The sequence below is a fragment of the Bartonella sp. B35(2025) genome, from assembly GCF_053794465.1.
The window spans coordinates 205,357-223,358 of the sequence record NZ_CP200035.1; the positions used below are offsets into that span (position 1 = coordinate 205,357).

General features: G+C 35.7%; 14 protein-coding genes. 6 read left to right on the plus strand and 8 right to left on the minus strand.

Features of this window, described 5'->3' with window-relative positions; genetic code table 11:
- Positions 1 to 117: 117 nt before the first annotated feature.
- From V4P56_RS00805 to guaB, 3 genes are all read left to right on the plus strand, one after another.
- The gene (locus V4P56_RS00805) at positions 118 to 1,497 is read left to right on the plus strand and encodes a sigma-54-dependent transcriptional regulator (RefSeq protein ID WP_455482206.1); all 1,380 of its coding nucleotides are present in this window, start codon (positions 118 to 120) and stop codon (positions 1,495 to 1,497) included.
- A gap of 433 nt (positions 1,498 to 1,930) precedes the next feature.
- Entirely contained in the window at positions 1,931 to 3,496 is a 1,566-nt protein-coding gene (locus V4P56_RS00810; protein WP_455482207.1) for a phospholipase D family protein, read from the plus strand.
- Between the two features lie 133 nt (positions 3,497 to 3,629).
- A complete protein-coding gene (guaB, locus tag V4P56_RS00815; RefSeq protein ID WP_455482208.1) occupies positions 3,630 to 5,129 on the plus strand; it encodes an IMP dehydrogenase in 1,500 nt (499 codons plus the stop codon).
- Positions 5,130 to 5,294: 165 nt separating this feature from the next.
- On the opposite strand, the gene V4P56_RS00820 is transcribed toward guaB, so the two are convergent.
- Entirely contained in the window at positions 5,295 to 5,444 is a 150-nt protein-coding gene (locus tag V4P56_RS00820; RefSeq protein ID WP_455482209.1) for a hypothetical protein, read from the minus strand.
- 524 nt (positions 5,445 to 5,968) lie between these two features.
- On the opposite strand from V4P56_RS00820, the gene V4P56_RS00825 reads away from it, so the two are divergent.
- The 3 genes from V4P56_RS00825 (at position 5,969) to V4P56_RS00835 (ending at position 9,847) form a co-directional block, all read left to right on the plus strand.
- Positions 5,969 to 7,255, plus strand: coding sequence for an RsmB/NOP family class I SAM-dependent RNA methyltransferase (locus V4P56_RS00825; protein ID WP_455482210.1), 1,287 nt, complete (start codon positions 5,969 to 5,971; stop codon positions 7,253 to 7,255).
- A gap of 124 nt (positions 7,256 to 7,379) precedes the next feature.
- Positions 7,380 to 8,936 carry a glutamine-hydrolyzing GMP synthase gene (gene guaA, locus V4P56_RS00830; protein WP_455482211.1) on the plus strand — a complete coding sequence of 519 codons (1,557 nt, stop codon included), beginning with the start codon at positions 7,380 to 7,382 and terminating at the stop codon, positions 8,934 to 8,936.
- A 188-nt stretch (positions 8,937 to 9,124) separates the two neighbouring features.
- Complete coding sequence (locus tag V4P56_RS00835) at positions 9,125 to 9,847, plus strand: glycerophosphodiester phosphodiesterase (RefSeq protein WP_455482212.1); 723 nt, start codon at positions 9,125 to 9,127, stop codon at positions 9,845 to 9,847.
- 378 nt (positions 9,848 to 10,225) lie between these two features.
- Here the strand turns inward: V4P56_RS00835 and V4P56_RS00840 are convergent, their stop codons facing one another.
- The 7 genes from V4P56_RS00840 to V4P56_RS00870 form a co-directional block, all read right to left on the minus strand.
- A complete protein-coding gene (locus V4P56_RS00840; RefSeq protein WP_455482213.1) occupies positions 10,226 to 11,266 on the minus strand; it encodes a sn-glycerol-3-phosphate import ATP-binding protein UgpC in 1,041 nt (346 codons plus the stop codon).
- Positions 11,267 to 11,268: 2 nt separating this feature from the next.
- Positions 11,269 to 12,120 carry a sn-glycerol-3-phosphate ABC transporter permease UgpE gene (gene ugpE, locus V4P56_RS00845; RefSeq protein WP_455482214.1) on the minus strand — a complete coding sequence of 284 codons (852 nt, stop codon included), beginning with the start codon at positions 12,118 to 12,120 and terminating at the stop codon, positions 11,269 to 11,271.
- 10 nt (positions 12,121 to 12,130) lie between these two features.
- Positions 12,131 to 13,015 carry a sn-glycerol-3-phosphate ABC transporter permease UgpA gene (gene ugpA, locus V4P56_RS00850; RefSeq protein WP_455482215.1) on the minus strand — a complete coding sequence of 295 codons (885 nt, stop codon included), beginning with the start codon at positions 13,013 to 13,015 and terminating at the stop codon, positions 12,131 to 12,133.
- A gap of 105 nt (positions 13,016 to 13,120) precedes the next feature.
- On the minus strand, positions 13,121 to 14,446 hold the full coding sequence (gene ugpB / locus V4P56_RS00855) for a sn-glycerol-3-phosphate ABC transporter substrate-binding protein UgpB (RefSeq protein ID WP_455482216.1): 1,326 nt from the start codon (positions 14,444 to 14,446) through the stop codon (positions 13,121 to 13,123).
- Between the two features lie 394 nt (positions 14,447 to 14,840).
- The gene (locus V4P56_RS00860; protein WP_455482217.1) at positions 14,841 to 15,785 is read right to left on the minus strand and encodes a metal ABC transporter solute-binding protein, Zn/Mn family; all 945 of its coding nucleotides are present in this window, start codon (positions 15,783 to 15,785) and stop codon (positions 14,841 to 14,843) included.
- A gap of 1 nt (position 15,786) precedes the next feature.
- Entirely contained in the window at positions 15,787 to 16,668 is an 882-nt protein-coding gene (locus tag V4P56_RS00865) for a metal ABC transporter permease (RefSeq protein ID WP_455482218.1), read from the minus strand.
- A 3-nt stretch (positions 16,669 to 16,671) separates the two neighbouring features.
- A complete protein-coding gene (locus tag V4P56_RS00870; protein WP_455482219.1) occupies positions 16,672 to 17,424 on the minus strand; it encodes an ABC transporter ATP-binding protein in 753 nt (250 codons plus the stop codon).
- Positions 17,425 to 18,002 lie beyond the last annotated feature (578 nt).

Sequence of the window (18,002 nt, forward strand, 5' to 3'; positions counted from 1 at the left end):
TTATTAACAGCTTGATGAAGCTTGTACGTGAAGCACAAGAGGTGAGATATATTCTTATGGTTTACAATAATTCTTACATTAAGCAGCTTAATAATCTCAAAGGAGATTATTAAAGCTATGGTAGGTCCCATTCTTGTTGCAAGTGAAGATTATGGAAGGCGTATAGAGCTTTCTGCTATGCTTCGAAGCCTTGGTTACCGAGTCATTGAAGCAGAAAATGGCCTACGTACGATTGATCTTTTACACCGACGTAAAAATATTATGCTTACACTCCTTGATAGCGTTATGAGTGATTTGAATGTAAGTGATTTAATTAAAATGATTAGAGTTGCTGGTGTTTCTGTTCCTGTTGTTTTGATAGCACAACAAGATAATCAAGAATTACTCAAAAAGGCTTTAACAGCTGGAGCTATTGATTATTGGATTTATCCAGTTACACCGCTACGATTGAGAACTACTCTAGATATTCTGGCTTTTATCTCTGCATTAGAACGTGAAGTTTATTATATTCAGCGCAAAAATAAAAATAGCTTGGGATTTTCTGATCTTTACATAAAAAGTAAAGCAATGCAGGTGGTTTTAGAGCAATCGAAGAGAGCAGCAACTTCTTTACAGAATCTTTTAATAGAAGGTGAAGTTGGAACTGGTCGTGAAACATTAGCTCGTGTTATCCATCACGAAGGTTTGTTATCAGGGGGAGACTTCATTCGATTTCAATGTTCAGCGATTGTTGATCCAGAAGAAGAAAATCGCCAGTGGTTTGAAGAATTTTTACCATTAGTTTCTTCTCTTAAAAAAGGAACACTTTGTCTTTGTGATGTTGATCGACTTGAACCTATACAGCAAAAACGCTTTGCACATTATCTTCAAAATAGAGAAAAAGCTAAAAAGGACAAAGTTTCTTCTTTCCGAATCATTGCTATTTCAACATCGCGGCTTGCAGATTTGGTTAAAGAAGACTTTTTTTTATGTAGTTTGTTTGAACAGTTTTCCCAATTATCTATTAGTGTTCCTGCTTTACGAGAATTAAGGGATGATTTTCCAGAAATTGCACAACGTTTGATTGATCACATTATTACTGAAACAGGTCGTTCACATGTGCATGGTTTAGCAGGATCAGCTCTTTCATTGCTCATGCAATATGATTGGCCTGGTAATCAGGGTGAACTCGAAAATTGCTTATTTCGTGCAGTTTTACTTAGTGAAGGGCCATTGTTAACTGTTCGAGATTTTCCGCAATTAATGGGAAATCCATTAATGAGTGATCCAAACATCATTGAGAGAGATGTTCAGGAATATTATGAAAAAGAATCGTTACAGTTTTTGGGTGCTGATGGTCATGTTCGCACTTTTGTTGATATGGAACGTGATATTATTGAGAAGGCGGTTAAACATTATAAAGGGCATATGAGTGAAATTGCTCGCCGTCTTCGTATTGGACGCTCTACGCTTTATCGCAAAATAGAGGAAATAAAGGCGATAAATAGCCAAGAATAGAAGTAAAATCTAAAATAAATCTCCATTCATAAGAAGTCGTAGGATAGTGATTTTTGGTAAAGAAAACAGAGGGGATTGATTTTTTTAAGAGTATCATTTATTTCTTAGTTAATAAAAATGACTTTGTGAATTCAGCGAGTATAAATTTCATTTAATGAAACCATTATAAGCTCTCTTTTATTATCGAAGTTTTCATAATTTTATTTAAATTTATGCTTAGGATGACGGAACTAGCTTTCATATTTTAGAGTTAATTTTTATACTTTTTAATGCTATCACTAAAATTTACTATGTTGTATTTATATTCTCTTAAGTAGGAGATGGTATTCTGTCTATTTTATGATTTAAGATAAGATTGCTAATTTTAGTATTGCGATTTGCATCTATGATGGTGCGGTAGCTTAAGAGAATGGAAAGTTGATTTTCTTTAATTATGTTACAGATTATTGTTGGTTTTATTATATTTTTTTTTGTTGCATCTATGTTAGCTATCTACACATATGGTCGTTTTGTTAAGAATGCTCGTGGGGAGTGTTCTTATGCATTTACTGTAAAAAAAAATGAAACCAAGCTTGATCGTATGGTGAGCAAATTAGCAGAGAAAACAAATGGATTGGGGATTGATAAAGATGCTCTTTCACTCATTATCAGCAATTTAGATGCGTTTTGTGTTCGTGCTATAGGAGCAGCTCAAGCAGGGCGCAGCCTTGATTTAATGTATTATATTTGGGATGATGATTTAACAGGTCGCTTATTATTAAATGAAGTAGTGGAAGCAGCTGATCGTGGTGTTCGAGTACGTCTTCTTTTAGATGATATTAATGCTCAAGCACGTGATCCAGCTTATATTGCACTGGATAAACACCCTCATATTGAAGTAAGAATGTTTAATCCAGGGCGGTCACGTAAAGGTGGGTTTCGCCGTGGTTTAGAGATTATATTGCGGGCACTTATTGTAACACGTAGAATGCATAACAAGGCCTTTATTGTGGATGGTCGAGTGGCTTTTGTCGGAGGACGGAATCTGGCAGATTCTTATTTTGATGCAGGTAAAGAATCACATTTCAGAGATTTGGATTTGATGTTAATCGGTCCATCAGTTAAAAAGGTGGAAGCCATCTTTGATGATTTTTGGAATAGTGCTGTAGCTTTGCCGATTCGTACTTTAATTTCTCCTAAAATTGCGAGTGATCTTAGCTATTGGAAGGATAAGTTACGAGAATTTCGTAATTCTAAAGCTGCAAAGATTTATCTGGATTACATCGATAAGCATGTTGGTTTTGAATATTTTATTCAAATGGGAAAGCGGTTATTTTTAGCAGATAAAATTGTCGTTCTTTCTGATCCTCCAGAAAAAGCATTACGCAAAAATGCAGAAAATTGGCTCATGAAGGCACTCTCACAGGTTATTATAAATGCTAAAAAAACAGTTCAAATTACATCACCTTACTTTGTTCCTGGAAAGATAGGTACACAGAGTTTTAGCAAATTAGTTGCAAAAGGTATTGATGTCAAAATTCTTACTAATTCTTTAGCAGCTACTGATGTGGCACTTGTACATGGCGGTTATGTGCCGTATCGTAAGGTATTATTAAAAAATGGTGTTAAGCTCTATGAATTAAAACCGAATGGAGATACTCACGGATTACGATTATTTAGATCGAGTAAGGCAAGTTTACATACCAAAGCTTTTTTAGTTGATCGTAAAACTGCTTTTATTGGATCTTTAAATTTTGACCCTCGGTCAGCTTCGTTGAATACAGAAATGGGTATTCTTTTTGAATGTGCACCTATTGCCGCTCGATTGGATTTACTTTTTTCTGAGGAAACGACTGGTGAAATGAGTTACAATCTCCGTCTTGATGATAAAAATCGTATTTATTGGGATTTTATCGAAAACGACAGACCGTGTAGCATTGATTATGAGCCAGAAAGTAGTGTTTGGCGTCGTGTATTTGCAAAAATAATAAGTTGGTTACCCATTGAATCGCAATTATAAATTTAAAAATTATTTTATTTCCCTTTTCATTTTGTTTGTAGCATGGCATAATTCGCCGCCAATCCACAATTTATGAGAACCGCAGTTGTATTTAGAGCTCCTTGCGGTGTTTTGTTATTAAAGGAATTTGGTTATGGCAAAAATTGTTGAAACAGGGACGGGTGCGTTGGCATTGACTTTTGATGATGTGCTTTTGCAACCTGGTTATTCTCTTGTCATGCCTAGCCAAGTAGATCTTAAGACGCGTATTGCAGCTGATATTGAGCTGAATTTGCCGTTGCTTTCTGCTGCAATGGATACCGTTACAGAATCGCGTTTAGCAATTGCTATGGCTCAGGCTGGTGGTCTTGGTGTTATCCACCGTAATATGTCTCCTGCAGAGCAGGCTGAAGAAGTACGTCAGGTAAAAAAATTTGAATCTGGTATGGTCGTCAATCCAGTGACAATCGGACCAGATGCAACACTCGAAGAGGCAAAGGCTTTGATGCGCTCTCACGGTATTTCGGGTATTCCAGTTGTTGAAAATGGTGCTAAAGGTGAGGTGGCTAGACGGCTTGTTGGCATTTTAACGAATAGAGATGTGCGTTTTGCATCAAATCCAAAACAAAAAATTCATGAATTAATGACACATGAAAATTTAATCACAGTACGTGAAAATGTCCAACTAGATGAAGCGAAATATCTTTTACATCATCATCGAATTGAAAAATTATTGGTTGTCGATGAGAAAAATCGTTGTGTTGGTTTGGTGACAGTCAAAGACATTGAAAAAGCACAATTAAATCCAAATGCTGCCAAAGATTCTCAAGGCCGTTTGCGTGTTGCAGCTGCAAGCAGTGTAGGGAATGATGGGGTTGAGCGAGCTGAACGATTAATTGATGCAGGCGTTGATGTGCTGGTAATTGATACAGCTCATGGGCATTCTCAGCGTGTGTTAGAAACAGTTGAACGTATTAAAAAAATGGCACTTTCTACAGCCGTTATTGCTGGTAATGTAGCTACTCCTCAAGCAACACAAGCTTTGATTGATAGTGGTGCAGATGCAGTGAAAGTTGGTATTGGTCCTGGTTCTATTTGTACAACGCGAATTGTTGCAGGTGTTGGTGTACCTCAGCTCGCAGCCATTATGAGTGCTGCAGAAATTGCTGATGTAGCAGGTATTCCTGTGATTGCTGATGGTGGAATCAAAGCTTCAGGTGATTTTGCTAAAGCTTTAGCGGGTGGAGCTTCTGCCGCTATGATTGGTTCTCTTTTAGCAGGTACAGAGGAGAGTCCTGGTGAAGTTTATCTTTATCAAGGGCGGTCTTTTAAAGCATATCGTGGTATGGGATCGGTTGGTGCGATGGCGAGGGGATCTGCAGACCGTTATTTTCAAGATGAAGTTCGTGATATGCTTAAATTAGTTCCTGAGGGTGTTGAAGGTCAGGTTGCATATAAGGGGCCTATAGCATCAGTTTTACACCAGCTTGCAGGTGGGTTACGTGCTTCGATGGGTTATGTTGGGGCAAAAGATTTGGCAGAGTTTCGCGAAAAAGCCACGTTTGTTCGTATTACTAACGCTGGGCTTCATGAAAGCCATACCCATGATGTTGCTATCACGCGGGAGAGTCCAAATTATCGGGGCCCTGTTTGATATATACAGGCTTCGATTCATTTTATACAAATATAAAAACCTTTGTATAAAAATTACCATTTTTGCTTTTATTTTAAAAGTATAAAAGGAAAAGAATTGGAGACTAACGTTCCAATTCTTCCGAGAGATTATATAAATCCTATAGATTATATAAAATTGAAAGGATTAATTTTTTACAGTTTTCCGTGCTGTTTTTGATGCACGTTGGCGAGTGTTAGCCTGATCACCTTGGATGGATTTCTTTCCATTGTTTGAGGGTATTGTATTGTGGCGGCTTTTAGATGAAGTTGTTTTACCATTATTGTAAGTATTCATTATTTTCTCCTTTTAAATTATCTGGAATAGCTAGTATAGTAAAAACGGTTATGCCAAATAGTGGTTCCAAATATTTTCTAAAAAGTTACCTTATGTTTTTTTACAACAAGAGATAGATTTGCATAGTTTTGGCAAAAATGTTTTTTCATACTTTAAGAGAGATAGTATTTTCAGAATATGGGATATCTGATGTTGAATGCTTGTTAGGTAAGGCTACTAAGCAGCTATTTTGTAGAGTAATAAGAGTTTTATGATTTTTGTTCTGATCTGGCAAAAATACTTGAAGGATAATAGCCTGTTTTTTAGTACTAAATACGATCTGATACATGTTAAAATGATAAAAAATAGGAAGAAGTAGGATACAAGATAAAAAATTTGAATACTACAAAAAATATGATCAGAATCATTTAGTGTCCAATACAAATTTGGGATAATTTTTAAAAAATTCTATTGGTAGTAAAAAGATAATTTTGTTCATTACTGGAATTATTTAGAGCTTTATGAAAATTCAATGGGAGCAATAAATGCGATTAGGTGGGCGTTTGCAGGCTGCAATAGATGTTTTAAAAGAGATAGAAATCCGGCATCGTCCTGTAGGTGAAGCTTTAAAAGATTGGGGGCTTTCACATCGCTTTGCTGGATCAGGTGATCGCGCAACAATTGGTACAATTGTTTATGATGTTTTAAGACGACGTTATTCTTTACAATGGCGTATGGATAGTGACGATATTCAGGACATTGTTTTTGGTACCTTATTAGATACTGGAGAAATGACAATTGAACAAATTGATAGCGAGCTAGAAGGAGATCGATTTGCACCGCAATTATTAGGGGATAAGCAGCGTCAATCGTGGCAAGAACGGCAATTAGTCGATGCTCCCGATTATATTCGGGGGGATATTCCTCAATGGTGTCAAGCGCATTTATATCCTTTATTTTCTAAAAATTGGATAATTGAGGCAGCTGCATTAGCAACACGTCCTTCTTTAGATTTGCGTGTGAATAACTTAAAGGCAACACCAGAGAAGGTACTTAAGGAATTAGCAAAAATCAAAATTCAGCCTCTGCCATGGTTTCGGCAAGCTTTAAGAATTGCTCCAATTAAAAGGTTTTGTCGTCATCCTAATGTTCAGGTTGAGCCCGCTTTTAAAAAGGGGCACTTTGAAATACAGGATTTAGGATCTCAAATTGTTGCTCACCTTATAGAAGCGGACACAAATATACAAGTGTTGGATTATTGTGCTGGAGCTGGTGGAAAAACATTAGCTTTAGCTGCTAATATGAATAATCGGGGACAAATTTATGCTTATGACTTAGATAAAGTTCGCTTAGCTCCCATTTTCGATCGTCTTCGGCGGGCTGGTGTTCGTAATGTACAGATACGGGGGCATATAGAAGAATTACAATCGTTAATAGGTCAGATGGATGTTGTTTTATTGGATGCTCCATGCAGTGGTACAGGAATATGGCGGCGGCGTCCGGATGCGAAATGGCGCTTGACACCAGAACAGGTGAAGCAGCGTCAAACAGAGCAGCGTACTATTTTGAATGCAGTATTGGATTATCTTAAACCAAGTGGCCGTTTAGTCTATATTACATGCTCTCTTTTTGTTGATGAGAATGAAGAGCAAATTACATATTTTCTTCAGCAACATTCCAAGTTTTATCCAATAAATATGCGAGAACTTTGGAAAAAATATTTTAGTCTTTCGACTGTGCAACCTATATTTTCAGATTATGGACTTACTTTGTCACCAGCATCAACGAAAACAGATGGCTTTTTTTTATCTATTTTACAACAAAAGCATTAATTTATATTTTTATTGCGAAAGTTATAAGAATAATGTTTTTCTCATGTTAAGTTGCTTGTGAAAAGAAAAAGATTGAATAATAAATCTCATTTCCTAATTCCTAGTAATTATTGATTGGTTTTTTATGAGTACATCACGTTTAGATACTGTTCTTATTATTGATTTTGGTTCACAAGTCACACAACTAATTGCGCGGCGGGTGCGGGCAATGGGTATTTATTCTGAAATTGTCCCGTTTCAATTGGCTTCAGAGTGGGTCAAGAAAACGAAGCCTAAAGCTATTATTTTATCTGGCAGTCCTCATTCAACACTTGATGATGGATCACCGCGTGCTCCAATGGAAATTTTTGAAGCTGGTATTCCAATTCTTGGAATTTGTTATGGAGAACAGATTATGTGTGTTCAGCTTGGGGGAAAAGTTGAAGATGGACATGAACGCGAATTTGGGCGTGCTTTTTTGGAAGTAAAAGAAGAGAGCGCGCTATTTAGTGGGGTTTGGGAAAAAGGATCCTGTTATCAAGTATGGATGAGTCATGGTGATCGTGTAACAGTTTTACCAAAAGGTTTTCATGTCATCGGAACATCAAAAGGTGCTCCCTATGCTGCTATTGCTGATGAAAAACGCCATTTTTACGCAGTGCAGTTTCATCCTGAAGTTATGCACACACCAGATGGTGCAAAGCTATTACAAAATTTTGTTCATAAAATTGCTGGACTTAAAAGTAATTGGTCAATGGCGGCTTATCGCGATCGGGTAATCGCTGAAATACGCAAAAAAATTGGAAAAAGCCGCGTAATTTGTGGTCTTTCAGGCGGTGTTGATTCATCAGTTGTTGCTATTCTTCTTCATGAAGCAATAGGAGATCAGCTAACATGCATTTTGGTGGATCATGGGTTGATGAGAAAAAATGAAGCTGAGGAAGTTCTTACATTATTTCGGGATCATTATAATATAAAGCTTATTCATGTTAATGCTGCTGATATGTTTATTAATGCTCTAGAAGGTGAAACAGATCCAGAGAAAAAACGTAAAATGATCGGCCATCTTTTTATTGAAGTCTTTGAGAAAGAAACTCAAAAGATAGGAGGTGTGGAGTTTTTAGCACAGGGAACTCTTTACCCAGATGTTATTGAGAGTGTGTCAGCTATTGGTGAATCTGTAACTATAAAAAGCCACCATAATGTAGGTGGGTTACCAGAAAAGATGAATATGAAGCTTATAGAGCCACTGCGTGAGTTGTTTAAGGATGAAGTTCGTTCTTTAGGGCGAGAGTTGGGATTACCTGAACAGTTTATTGGCCGTCATCCATTTCCAGGCCCAGGTCTTGCAATTCGGTGTCCAGGTGTGGTTACACGTGAAAAATTAGAAATTTTGCGTGAAGCTGATGCTATTTACCTTGATGAAATCTGTAAAGCTGGTCTTTATGATGAGATTTGGCAGGCTTTCGCAGTTCTTCTTCCTGTTCAAACTGTTGGTGTTATGGGAGATGGACGTACTTACGAATTTGTTTGTGCACTTCGCGCTGTAACATCTGTAGATGGTATGACTGCTGATTTTTATCCATACAATATGGAATTTTTAAGTAAGGTAGCAGCACGTATTGTAAATGAAGTTAAGGGTATTAATCGTGTTGTGTATGATGTAACTTCAAAACCTCCTAGTACTATTGAGTGGGAATGATTATAATGAAACATAAGCATTTAAAAAATTAAGAATATAGTACTGTTTAGAATTAATATTGGAGGGAATAAGTAGAAGAGGGTAATTTTTTCAAAAAAATTGTTGTATATTTATAATAATTTTTCAAAATTATTATTTGATTGTGTATTAGACAATATCATTTTGAATTTAGAAGTACGAAGTTTTATATGTCTGAAAAAAAAATTGTTGCTCATCGTGGTGGAGCTAATCTTTATCCTGAAAATACACTTTCTGCATTTCGCCATGCAATTGCGTTGGGAGTCGATGAAATTGAATGCGATATTCATCTTCTTAAAAGTGGTGAGGTGGTTGTGTTTCATGATTTTCATCTGGAACAATTAGTGGGGAAAAAGGGGTATATTCATGATATTGATAATAAAATACGTAAGCAACTTTGCGTAAAAGGAAGCACTGAAGCTCCTCCTTTATTAGAAGAGTTACTTGACCTTTTGGTACCAACTAAGGTTGCACTACATCTTGAAATTAAAACATGTGGTGAAGCTGAGCGTGAATATATTTTATCTCAAAAAGCACTTGCATTGATCAAAAATCGCAATTTAACTGAACGGGTTTCTGCCATCAGTTTTGATCCTACCAGCCTTCGTCCCTTTATTGAGGCAGGAATATCATCTGGCCCATGTCTTGATAGCTTTGAAAATGATATATGTAGTCATTTTTCTGAATGGAAACACTTAGGATATTCTGATTTGAGCTTAAATGGTTCCATTGCTTCACGAGATTTTATTGAATTTGCGCTTGATGCTGGCTTTACTGTGGGTGTGTGGACAATTAATGGAAGAGCTCGGCTATCGCATTGGCTTGATATGCCGGTACATTATATCACAACAGATCAACCTGATCTCGCTTTACAACTGCGTTCACAGAAATAGAAGTGGTATCTGTACATTTTTGTAATGATACACAGATTTTTAAATATAAACTATTCATTTTTATATTGAATTAAACTCTTTGAGTACCGAAGTATTTTCTTTGTTTTAAGCATTTTTATTTTGAATCAAAAAAATTGTTTAGCAATAAGTCAATAAAAGGGTGAGTGTGTGTATTGAAAATGTGATTTTAGAAAGAATCAAACACGTATTTAATAAATCATTTATTAAATGTAAGAGTAGGATCAAATATTGGGAGTTGGTAAATACAAGAATAGTCTTAGCTTATAAATAAAGCTAAAAATTTTTACAAAATTGAGAAGAAGTGGTGGAAAATTTATTAATAAATAGAATTGGTTATCTTAAAGTTTTTGCTATGTATTATGTGCTTTTTCCTGTAGCTTTGTTAAAAGTATGAAAATTCTTGTAGGCAACAGTAAAGCTTAATTTTTGTCCATAGCTATTATCTGTGAGGCGTTCTCTGATTTCAATAGTAAAGATAGTATTATTCCAACATGTTAAAACGTGACATCCTGTTCCAATAGGCTTTATAAGCTCAATTTGTGTATGAAAAATAGGTCCTTTATCTGGATGTTCACCTAACAGGATTGCTTCTGGTCTAAACGCTAAAAGATCGGTCTTTTCATTACAGGAAAGTGAATCACCTAAGTACTGTTCTAGAACTTGACGATCAAGAAAATTCATCTGAGGAGAACCAATAAATTCAGCAACAAATACTGTTGCAGGATGGTCATAAATTTCCATAGGAGTTCCAATTTGTTCGATATTCCCTTTATTCATGACAACTATTCTATCAGCCAGTGTCATCGCTTCTAATTGATCATGAGTGACATAGAGGCTGGTTGTTCCTAAAGAACGTTGCAATGTTTTAATCTCAATACACATTTGCGCGCGCAATTTTGCATCAAGATTTGAAAGTGGTTCATCAAAGAGAAAGACTCGCGGTTGACGCACAATCGCACGTCCCATTGCAACACGCTGTCGTTGACCTCCTGATAATTGCTGTGGTTTACGATCTAGAAATGGCTCTATTTGTAAAAGTTTTGCAACATGTGCGATTCGCTTCTTAATTTCCTCTTTAGGAGTTTTACGGTTTTTTAGGCCATATTCTAAATTTTCACGAACTGTCATATGTGGGTAGAGTGCATAATTTTGGAAAACCATAGCAATGTCACGATCAGCTGGTTCGCGATCATTGATACGTTCATTATCAATGTAAAGATCACCTGAGGTAACTTGTTCAAGTCCAGCAATAATACGTAATATGGTTGATTTTCCACATCCTGAAGGACCAACAAGGACAAGAAGTTCGCTATCAGCAATAGTTAAGTTTAAATCATTAATTATCAAAATGTCGTTGTTGTATTGTTTTTTTATATTTGATAACTGAATTATGGCCACAGTTATTTCTCCGTTTCAATAAGACCTTTGATAAAAAGCCGCTGCATAAAGATGACAATTAGAACAGGTGGAATCATGGCAACGACTGATATCGCCATAAGGATATTCCATTGAGGATCATGTTGAAGTGATTCTACGATAAGCTGTTTTAGGATAACGAGAATGGTTTGATGATCTTGATCTGTTGTAACAATAAGAGGCCAGAGATACTGTATCCATCCATATATAAACATAATAATAAATAAAGCAGCAATATTATTTTTGCTGAGAGGTAGAAGAATATCCTTAAAAAATTTAAATGGCCCTGCACCGTCAACGCGTGCAGCTTCCAAGAGTTCATCAGGAATAGTTAGAAAAAATTGCCGAAACAAAAATGTTGCAGTTGCTGAAGCAATGAGTGGAATAATCATTCCACTATAAGTGTTTATCATGCCCAATTTTGCAACTACAGCATATGTTGGGATGATACGAACTTCAACAGGGAGCATCAATGTAACAAAAATAAGAGCAAAAGCAGTTTTTTGAAAAGGAAAGCGCATATAGACGATCGCATAAGCAGAGAAGAGAGAAATAATAATTTTTCCAATACTAATACCAAGTGCCATAATGAATGAGTTTATTAAAAGTGGTCCCAATCGTGGAAGACCGAGCTGCACAAGCTTGTCACCAAAGATTGTTGTATAGTTTTCTAAAGCATATTTTCCTGGTAAGAGAGGAAGTGTTCCTGTACTAAACGAAGCTGAACTATGGGTTGAAGCAATAATGGCGACATAAACTGGAAAACAAATAGTGATAATACCGATAATTAAGATAAGATGGGTCATAAATCTCAAAATAGGGCGATTTTCAACCATGGTTCTTCTCCTAATATTGAATACGGCGTTCAATCCAGCGAAATTGAATAAATGTTAAGACAATAACCATCAGCATTAATATTGCTGATTGTGCTGCGGATGCACCAATTATTTGATTTCTAAAGCCATCATTATAAATTTTATAGATAAGCGTATTTGTTGCATGCGCTGGTCCTCCAGAGGTTACGTTATCTATAATACCAAATGTATCAAACATGACATAATGAATGTTAATGATAAGAAGAAAAAAGGTTGTTGGTGAAATTTGTGGGAAAACAACAGTCCAAAATCTTTTAAAGGGACCAGCACCGTCGATTGCAGCTGATTCTATTTGAGAGCGTGGAATAGATTGAAGACTAGCAAGAAAAAAGAGAAAATTGTAAGAAATTTGTTGCCAACTAGCAGCAATTACAATGAGGATCATCGCTTGAATTCCATTAATACGATGGTTCCACATAATACCTATTTTTTCAAGGAGAAAAGGAAAAATTCCAACAGCAGGATGAAAAATAAACAACCATAAAATACCTGCCAATACAGGGGCAACTGCATAAGGCCAGAGCAAAAGCGTTGTATAAACCTTTTTTGTACGGATAACACGATCAACAGAGACAGCCAAAAGAAGTGATATTGCCATTGCAACAACAGTGACAGATATAGAAAATATTATTGTTGTAAATATTGATTTTATATAAGTAGGATCAGTAAACACTGTTATATAATTTTCAAAGCCGATAAATTTTGTTGTAAAGCCAAAGGGATCTTCGCGTTCGAAAGAGAGTTTTATCGTTTGAGCAGCGGGTAGTAGAAAAAATAGGAAAGTTATTGCAAGCTGAGGAAAAAGTAGCCAATAAGGAAGTAGACTATTTTTAAAATATACATGTTTTTCTTGCATTGTTAGATTCTTTAATAAAAAGCATTGGGAGGGCAATAATACGAGGAACCGAAAAAATTAAATCTTTGGGTCGAGCTTTTTAATTTTTATGGTAATCATGAAATTTTAATTATTTGTTTTTTCAAATTCACGGAGAAGTTTATTACCACGTTGGACTGTCGTATCTAATCCAGCTTTTGGTGTTTTAGAACCACTAAGAACAGCTTCTAATTCTTGATCCAGAATAGAACGAATCTGTGGTAAATTACCAAATCTTATCCCTTTTGAGTTAACTGTTGGTGGATTGAGATTAATTTGTTTAATAGCTATATCTGCACCTGGATTTTTATCATAGAAGTGCTGTTCTTTACTTAGTTCATAAGCAGATTTTGTGATTGGAAGGTAACCTGTTTTTTGATGCCACTTTGCTTGATTATCTGCTTTCGAAAGAAATTTAAGGAAAGCTGCTGCTCCTGCATATTCTTTAGGAGTGTGACCTTTTAATACCCAAATAGAAGCTCCTCCAATAATTGAATTTTGTGGCGCATTTTTTACATCATTATAGTAGGGAAGCATACCAAATCCAACATTAAATGGAGCTTCAGAAACAATTCCAGCAAGTGATCCTGAAGATTGCATAAAAATTGCGCAATTTTGCGCCATAAACATTGGTGTTGCATCTAATGCACCAGAAGGGCCACCATAGTGAAAAATACCTTGATCAAACCATCTTTTAAGATCAGTCCACATACGTATTTGTAAAGGCCCATTAAAGGTAAGCTCCGAATCAAGACCAATAAAACCATTTTCTTTTGTTCCGAAGGGAATATCGTGCAGTGCTGAAAAATTTTCTATACCAATCCATTGAGATGCATAAGCCATTGTAAAACCACAACTTGCTACTTTAGATGCAAGAATTTTTTTTGAAAAATCTTCAACATCTTGCCATGTCTTAGGTGGTTGTTCTGGATCAAGTCCTGCTTTTTTAAAGATATCTTTATTGTAATAAAGGATTGGTGTCGAAGCATTAAATGGCATAGACAACATTTGTCCCTGAGTATCAGCGTAATAGTCACGAATAGCAGGCAAATAATCTGCAGGATTGAATTCTTGTTTTGTATCAGCCATAAGTTGATAAATTGGATAAATTGCACTTTTTGCAGCCATCATAGTTCCAGTACCAACTTCATAAACTTGGGCGAGAACTGGTTGCTGTTTTCCACGAAATGCCGCAATAAGCGCCATCATACCTTCTTCATATTCACCGCGAAATGAAGAAACAACTTTGTATTCAGATTGACTTGCATTAAAGTCGTTAATGAGATTTATAGTTTGTTTTCCTAATTCACCACTCATAGAATGCCAAAAGTTGATTTTTGTTTGCGAAAAACCTGTTGTTGCCACGGTAATAGCGACCATAAATGTTGTTATGGAAAGATAAAGACGATTCATGGTTCACCCTTTCTGAAGTGATGGAATACAGATTTCCCCCTTATAGTATTACGCATAAACATGCCATGACAGCTTTGTTTCAAAAATATTTCGGTCATTTAAACAGGAAGCATAAAAAGGTCAAACAAATTTGTTTAAATTGCATCAGTTTTCTCTTTAATAACAGCTTATCGTATAGTAACAGGATTTCAGTAAATATTCTATAAAAGAACTAAGATATTTCAAATAATTAAGAGCAAAAAGGAAGATCAAGGATAGAAATAATAAACATTATTTAGTTGGAGAAATTATAGTATTTTAATTCACAATTTTCAGGAAGGTATTGTTTAATTTTTTGTTGATTTATCTTATGGGTTTTGAACGATAGCCTTAAGGAAAGTTATTCATATTTCATCTAATAGTTATGTATCTTAGTGTTTTGTATCGCATCGATGATGGTATTAACATTGTGCTTCATCATATCAAGATAAGTTGCAGCAGGACCATTTTTGTTCGACAATGCATCAGAATATAATGTTCCACCAATTTTTAAACCAGTTTCTTTTGAAATTTGTTTAATGAGATGAGGGTTTGAGATATTTTCAATGAAAAGTGCGGTTGCTTTATTAGTTTTAATTTGTTTAATAAGTTTGGCAACATCAGCTGCTGTTGCTTCAGATTCTGTTGAAGCACTTTGAGGGGCAAGTATGGTGAATCCATATTCTTGAGCAAAATAACCAAAAGCATCATGAGATGTGATAATAATACGCTTTTCTTTTGGAATGGTAGCAATCTGTGTTGTAATAATTGTCTGTATTTCGTTGAGTTTTTGGATATAAATATCAGCATTTTTATTGTAGCTTGTGCAGGATTGTTGATCAATTTTACAGAAAGTAGCAGCAATATTTTTTACATAAATTTTGGCATTAGGGATAGTTTGCCAAGCATGTGGATCAATATTACTATGGCGGTGGTGATGTTGTTTGACATCATATCCTTGATTTTTAATTTTGAGAGATGAAATATTTGTACTAACTTCAACGAGAAGTGCTTTTGTGCCGCTTGCTGTAATGAGTCGGTCAATGAAACCTTCTAAATGGAGTCCATTGATAAAAATAACATGAGCATCTTTAAGAACTTTAACATCATGAGGGGTAGGTTCATAAGTATGAATACTAGCATTAGAATCGACAAAAGTAGCTATGGAAATATGATCTTTTCCTACGTTTTTTACTAAATCCGCAAGAATGGAAAAGCTCGTAACAACCCTAATCTTATTATGTGCAGAAGCAGAAAATGGAGAAAAGAATAGCAACAAGAAAGCTTCAAGCAAAACAAATTGTTGAATAAATTTAGGCACATTATTTCCTGAAGGTAGGGAGAGAAGTGTGTAGTAGATGGGGAAACCATGCCACAATAAAACCGCGTGGACTTATGAGGCAAGAAAGAAGATAGAGGAATCCTGCAACAATAATAATGGCAGGGCCAGAGGGAAGTGACAGATGAAAAGAAAGAAGTAGACCACATATATTAGAAATGATTGCTAAACAGATAGAGAGTATACAGATAGATTCCAGCCGAGAAAGCCAAAAACGGGCAGTAATAGCTGGAATCATCATAATACCAACAGAGAGCAATGTTCCTAGTGATTGAAAACCACCGACCAGATTCAGCACCACAAGTCCAAGCAATGATATATGAACATATTTGCTCAATGGAGAGAGTGATTTAAAAAATAAAGGATCAAAGCTTTCTACTACAAGAGCACGCCAGAAAATGCATAGATTACACACTGTGATCAGCATTATAGTGGTAATCAGCCAAAGGGTTTGTGTATCAATAGCAAGTACTGAACCAAATAAGAGATGGAGCAGCTCAATCGCTGAATTTTTTAGTGAAATAATAATGACACCTGTTGCTAGTGCAATAAGGTAAAACACTGTCATTGATGCATCTTCTTTTTGGATAGTATTTCGTGAAATTAAAGTAGTTGCTGCTGCAACAATAATTCCAGCCAAAATACCACCAAGTGTCATAGATATTAGGGAAAAACCACAAAAGAGAAAAGCAGCGGCAACACCAGGAAGAATGGCGTGAGATATAGCATCTCCTGTTAGGCTCATTCCGCGCAGCATCAAAAATACCCCAATAGGGCAGGCACTGATAGACAAAAAAATTGAACCGACAAGGGCGCTTTGCATAAAGTGAAAATCAACAAAAGGTGCAAGAAAAAATGTGTACACGTATTATGATCCAATGTAGTTAGAATCATTGATGGGAAAACATTGTTTTAATGAATTGATATGGAAAGAGTTGTATGTAAAACCTGGCATAATACGACGAGTACTTTCACTAAAAAACTGTGTTGTTTTTCCATAAAGGGCATTTTGCTTATTAATTTGAATTATTTGGGGAAAAAAACTTTGCACAATAAGCAAATCATGTAGTGCTGTAAGAATTGTTCGGCCTTGCTGTTTCCAATGAGCAATTAACATAAGAAGATCTTTTTGGGTATTTTTATCCAAACCATTGAAAGGTTCATCGAGTAAGATGATATCAGCATCTTGTACAATGATACGTGCAAAAAGGGCGCGTTGTAATTGTCCACTTGATAGTGTATCAAGTGATCGGTTAGCAAGTGCTGTGAGTCCAACCATTTCAAGTGCATCTTGGATTTTATGTTGATAAGGGTGCTGATTTTTCCATAACCCACAGAAAGACCATAATCCTGTTTTTACGAGTGTTTGTACATCAATTGGAAATGTTCGATCTATGTCGCATTGCTGAGCAAGATAGGCAATACGGTTTCTCTTTTGCTTTATAATTTTACCCCTAATAGGCTTAATTAAGCCAGCAATAGATTTAAGCAGTGTAGATTTCCCAGCACCATTATCACCTATTACTGCAATTAATGAGCCAGCTATCAATCTTGCTGAAAAGTTTTTTATTACTACTCTGTTCATGTAGCCTAAGGTTGTATTTTCAAAATGCAGACTCATGTAATCTGTACTATCTTCATATTTTATCCATATGTAATTATATAACTATAATGTTATATAATTACATATGTCAATAAAATGTTAAAACAATTATATTTGTCTTGAGAGAGGAATGAAAGTCTTAGTGAGAAGATCGTGGAAAATTAAAAATAGTGGTTGAATTTTTCTTGACGAAATAATGTTCGTGTATACGATAGCTATCATATAACCATATCCCTAGTACTATATATAGTACTAGGGATATGGTTGGAGGTGTCAAATAATGTTAGCGACACGATAGTAAGAACAGCATCAGGGGAGGTTATTAGCGATTCTGAATTAAGCACGAGTTACAAGGTACATTGTGTTTTGCTTGGTGCCTAGATTGTTTCCATGATGTGATAGAAAAATAACTGTGCTGATACCAAGTGGAACAGTATTCCAACCGAAAATATCTTTTTAGAGTGAGTGAGTTGGATTTTTCGTAAAATAAGGAAAGCTAAAATACTTAAGGAGTAGCTGTTTAAGGCGTTATTTTAAGTTGTTAGTTTTTTTAAGCGAAAAGAGGGAAGACAATGCAAGTAAGCGATTGTTTTATA

What these genes read in the sequence shown, in the direction of transcription:
- V4P56_RS00805 (WP_455482206.1), top strand. Translation starts at nt 118, where the DNA reads ATGGTAGGTCCCATTCTTGTTGCAAGTGAAGATTATGGAAGGCGTATA.
- V4P56_RS00810 (WP_455482207.1), top strand. Translation starts at nt 1,931, where the DNA reads ATGTTACAGATTATTGTTGGTTTTATTATATTTTTTTTTGTTGCATCT.
- guaB (WP_455482208.1), top strand. Translation starts at nt 3,630, where the DNA reads ATGGCAAAAATTGTTGAAACAGGGACGGGTGCGTTGGCATTGACTTTT.
- V4P56_RS00820 (WP_455482209.1), bottom strand. Translation starts at nt 5,444, where the DNA reads ATGAATACTTACAATAATGGTAAAACAACTTCATCTAAAAGCCGCCAC.
- V4P56_RS00825 (WP_455482210.1), top strand. Translation starts at nt 5,969, where the DNA reads ATGCGATTAGGTGGGCGTTTGCAGGCTGCAATAGATGTTTTAAAAGAG.
- guaA (WP_455482211.1), top strand. Translation starts at nt 7,380, where the DNA reads ATGAGTACATCACGTTTAGATACTGTTCTTATTATTGATTTTGGTTCA.
- V4P56_RS00835 (WP_455482212.1), top strand. Translation starts at nt 9,125, where the DNA reads ATGTCTGAAAAAAAAATTGTTGCTCATCGTGGTGGAGCTAATCTTTAT.
- ugpE (WP_455482214.1), bottom strand. Translation starts at nt 12,120, where the DNA reads ATGGTTGAAAATCGCCCTATTTTGAGATTTATGACCCATCTTATCTTA.
- ugpA (WP_455482215.1), bottom strand. Translation starts at nt 13,015, where the DNA reads ATGCAAGAAAAACATGTATATTTTAAAAATAGTCTACTTCCTTATTGG.
- ugpB (WP_455482216.1), bottom strand. Translation starts at nt 14,446, where the DNA reads ATGAATCGTCTTTATCTTTCCATAACAACATTTATGGTCGCTATTACC.
- V4P56_RS00870 (WP_455482219.1), bottom strand. Translation starts at nt 17,424, where the DNA reads ATGAGTCTGCATTTTGAAAATACAACCTTAGGCTACATGAACAGAGTA.